General features: G+C 61.8%; 4 protein-coding genes and 1 pseudogene. All 5 read left to right on the top strand.

All coding sequences use genetic code 11. The features are described from left to right. Positions 1 to 351 (top strand): annotated as a pseudogene (locus NW857_RS00025) (dockerin); the annotation flags it as partial. 287 nt (positions 352 to 638) lie between these two features. Beyond that, positions 639 to 1,601 (top strand): NYN domain-containing protein, encoded by a 963-nt coding sequence (locus tag NW857_RS00020; protein ID WP_414367644.1) that lies wholly within the window; start codon positions 639 to 641, stop codon positions 1,599 to 1,601. A gap of 104 nt (positions 1,602 to 1,705) precedes the next feature. Beyond that, complete coding sequence (locus tag NW857_RS00015; protein ID WP_414335016.1) at positions 1,706 to 2,329, top strand: HD domain-containing protein; 624 nt, start codon at positions 1,706 to 1,708, stop codon at positions 2,327 to 2,329. A gap of 70 nt (positions 2,330 to 2,399) precedes the next feature. Then, positions 2,400 to 2,837 carry a peroxiredoxin gene (locus tag NW857_RS00010; protein WP_414335015.1) on the top strand — a complete coding sequence of 146 codons (438 nt, stop codon included), beginning with the start codon at positions 2,400 to 2,402 and terminating at the stop codon, positions 2,835 to 2,837. Between the two features lie 39 nt (positions 2,838 to 2,876). Continuing rightward, positions 2,877 to 3,617 (top strand): D-alanyl-D-alanine carboxypeptidase family protein, encoded by a 741-nt coding sequence (locus tag NW857_RS00005; protein WP_414335014.1) that lies wholly within the window; start codon positions 2,877 to 2,879, stop codon positions 3,615 to 3,617. Positions 3,618 to 3,741: the final 124 nt, after the last annotated feature.

The following is a 3,741-nucleotide window of genomic DNA, read 5'->3' as shown; positions in this document are numbered from 1 at the left end:
CGGGCCGGCCAGTCCCGCATCCCCGGCGCCAATATGTCTCCCATGCGAGTGCTTTTAAACGGGGTGGAGGTGGAGCAGATCCAGTTGGGAGGAGACGGCCTGCGCATCCCTCTGCCACTGCCGCATCTGCGCCTGGGCCTGAATACCGTGACGCTGCGCACCGGCAAAACCCTGATTCAGCCCAGCAGGGTTACCCGTGGTCCCCAAGTGCCGATCAGCATTCCCCTTTTCGGCGGATCTCTGCATATCTCGGTGCCGGTGGGGGGTGATACGGTCGTGCAGCCTGGCGGAGCCTGGGTGGATTATGACGATGTGCAGTTGGCCAACGTAACCATTGAGATCCCCAACTGACCCCGCTCCCTTCATGTTCGCGCCGCTCCAGATTGGGCAAGCCACGGGGCTGGTCGGCAAAAAGGAGCGCCTTCTGTCTGCCCTCAATACTGGAGTTGCCCACTTGTCCGGCCAGCAATGGGAAGCTCCCTCTTCCAACAGCAGACATACTGCAGTCGTTGAATTGCTGCTCCTCAATGCCTCCGTGAGTGCTGGGCATCCCGCTCTTCAAGAAGGATCCCTGAGGTGAGCGCAATCCAATCTCGGCAACCATCAGACCCATTCACCCAAACCGAGGAGAGCTGACTATGAGCATGGGTAGGACTTCTACCTTCTCCCTAACCTGGCTGTGGACGGGATCCCTGGCTTTGGGGGTGACAGCCTTAGTAACCCGCCAGGTCGTCTGGGGTCTCTTGCCTGTGGCTGCGGCTTACCCGGCCATCCGCCGCCGCGAAGAACAGCTTTGCCAAGTGTTGGGGCAGAGCTGGCAGCAGCAGGAACAGATGGCGGCCCAACTGGGGGCGATACAGGCGCGCATCGACGCTCTCGAAGCTCGGCCTACGTCACATTTATCGGTGCGGCAGCAACTGGCTCCCACCACGCAGGCCATTCAACAGATCCAGCGGCGGCTCAAAGCTGTAGAACTGCGGCTCAATGCTCTGCCCCAGGCGACTCCTGAGGAACTGGAGTCGATGCGGGCGCAATTGCAACGTCTGCAGCAGCAGGTGGAGTCCCAGCCAGCCCTCCCTTCCCCGCGCAAAGCTTTGGGGGTGTTTATTGACGGCGCTAACCTGCACGCCAGCGCCCAGCAATCGGGATCCCCTCTCGACTACCCCGGACTGTTGAGCTGGCTGGGCCAGGGCCGAACCGAGATGGAGGTGCATTTCTACAGCGGCACAGATCCGCACAACCTCGGCCAGCGCCGTTTTCTGGCAGAGCTGAGAAAGTTGGGCTACCGGGTGGTTACCAAGCCGGTCGTCACCCGTGCCGACGGCAGCCGCAAGGCCAATCTGGATGGGGAGCTGATCGTGGATTTAATGACCCTGTATTCCCGCTACGAGACGGTGCTGCTGCTGAGCGGTGATGGGGATTTCGCGCCAGCCCTCCGGCACATCCGCAGCCAAGGCTGCCGGCTGGAGGTAGCCGCCTACCGGCCCAGCACACACCCGGAGCTGATTCGCCTGGCGGATCGCTTTGTCGATCTCTGTGCCTGGCAAGGGACAGGGATCCCGGTGCCCCTACCGGCAAAACAGACGGCGGCCAGCGGCTGAACCCCTGCGGTTCCGGCCAGTTGCCCCCATAATCAAATCAACAACCAACAGCAGACCATTCCTGACCCATCCCCTCAACTTCCAACCTCGATGGAGAGATACCCATGTCCACCCAGTTGACGCCGCGGTTTGCCGAGGCCATGCGCTACGCCCACCGCTGGCACGCTGCTCAAACCCGCAAGGGAACAGGGATCCCCTACCTCAGCCACCTGCTGGCGGTGGCGTCCATCGCCCTGGAGCACGGCGCCGACGAAGATGAGGCCATTGCCGCCCTGCTCCACGACAGCCTGGAGGATGGCCCCCGCTACAGCGGCGAGCCGCGGGCCCAGATCGAACGGGAGTTGCGGGAGCACTTTGGAGAACGGGTGCTGCAGATCATCCTGGGATGCACAGACACCGACAGCGATAGCTCCCTGGGCGAGCCCAAAGAAAACTGGAAAGAGCGCAAAGTGGCCTATCTCAAGCACTTGGAAAGCGCAGATGCCTCGGTCTTGCTGGTGGCCGCCGCCGACAAGCTGCACAACGTCCGCTGCATCCTGCGAGACTTTCGCCAACTGGGGGATCAGCTCTGGGAGCGCTTCTCCGGCGGCAAAGAGGGATCCCTGTGGTACTACCGGTCGCTGGCGGAGATCCTGGGGCGACGGCTGCCTTCTAGGCTGGCGGCGGAGCTCCAAGAGCTGGTGGCCGAGTTGCAACGGGCAGCCGGGTCAGAGCCGGCAACAGCTTGACAGAGACGACCAGGGCTGAAGAAAATGCTGGGGGCAGCCTTCTTTTTCGCACTCTTCAGGTCACCTGTCTATGGTTCTCGCTGTTGGCACCATTGCTCCAGGGTTCAACACCACCGACACCCACGGCAACCAAGTTTCTCTGGCCGATTTTACCGGGAAAACCGTTGTCCTCTACTTTTACCCCAAAGACGACACCCCCGGCTGCACCAAAGAGGCCTGCGGGTTCCGCGACACCTACGCCGATTACCAGAGCAAAGACGTGGTGGTGTTGGGGGTGAGCATGGACGACCAGGCCTCTCACCAAAAGTTTGCCGAAAAGTACAACTTGCCCTTCCCTCTACTGGTCGATACCAGTGGGGTGATCGCCCGCGCCTACGATGTGGATGGGGGCGGTTACGCCAAGCGGGTGACCTACGTCATCGACGGCGAGGGCAAAATTGCCAAGGTCTATCAGAACATCAACACCGAAACCCATGCCCGCGATATCTTGGCGGACTTGGGCCTGTGAAATCTTTTCGGTTCTTCTCTGAGAGCCCGGCCCTTGCGCATGAACGACGACATTCCGGTTGCGCGTCGCCAGTCCACTTCGGTGGAAAAAGCGCAAGGTTCGGCGGCTACCTTGAGGTTGCGCCTGGGCTTGGGGCTGGTAGTGGTTGGGTTGGTGCTCTTGGCGGGTTGGGGGATAGATCAGTTACCCGGATCCCGGCAAGCAGCAGATCCCCCAGTTCTGGAAGAAGCCAGTCAGCCCCCTCTGGCGCAGCCAACTGAGCAGAATGGACGGGTCTCGCTGCTGGGGCACTATGCCTATGCCGAGGCCCCCGCAGATAGCCTACGGGTGGTGGGCAGCTACCACGGTCGAGAGGTGCGCCTGCGCCAGGCGGCTGCCGAGAGCTACCTGCGCATGAGCGCAGCAGCCCAAGCCGACGGGATCCGCCTCGTCCCTATCTCTGGGTTTCGCTCGATAGCGGAGCAGGAGTTTTTGTTTTTTCAACTGGCCCAATCGCGGGCTTTGCGACCGGAAGAACGGGCGGCGCTCAGCGCTCCCCCCGGCTACAGCGAGCATCACACGGGCTATGCCATCGACATTGGCGATGCCCGGTTTCCCCAATGGGACACGCAAGAAGCCTTTGAGACCACCCCTGCCTTCCGCTGGCTGGAGAAGAATGCCGCTCGTTTTGGCTTTGAGCTGTCCTTTCCCCGCGGCAACCCACAGGGGGTGAGTTACGAACCCTGGCACTGGCGCTTTGTGGGCGACCGCCACAGCCTGGAGACCTTCTACAAGCGCTAACAACTCCCCTCTCCCTCCGGGAGAGGGGCCGGGGGTGAGGGCTGACTCCCTCCGGGAGAGGGGCCGGGGGTGAGGGCGCTAGCAGCGCGGAGCACTTAGAAGGTAAAAAAGTAAACACCAATGA

This window comes from Synechococcus sp. H55.9, assembly GCF_047462355.1.
Lineage (GTDB): Bacteria > Cyanobacteriota > Cyanobacteriia > Thermostichales > Thermostichaceae > Thermostichus.
The sequence above is the reverse complement of the archived record's forward strand: the minus strand, read 5'-3'. Positions and strand labels throughout refer to the sequence as shown.

Coding starts and splice junctions, on each gene's coding strand:
- NW857_RS00015 (WP_414335016.1), top strand. CDS start 1,706: ATGTCCACCCAGTTGACGCCGCGGTTTGCCGAGGCCATGCGCTACGCC.
- NW857_RS00005 (WP_414335014.1), top strand. CDS start 2,877: ATGAACGACGACATTCCGGTTGCGCGTCGCCAGTCCACTTCGGTGGAA.
- NW857_RS00010 (WP_414335015.1), top strand. CDS start 2,400: ATGGTTCTCGCTGTTGGCACCATTGCTCCAGGGTTCAACACCACCGAC.
- NW857_RS00020 (WP_414367644.1), top strand. CDS start 639: ATGAGCATGGGTAGGACTTCTACCTTCTCCCTAACCTGGCTGTGGACG.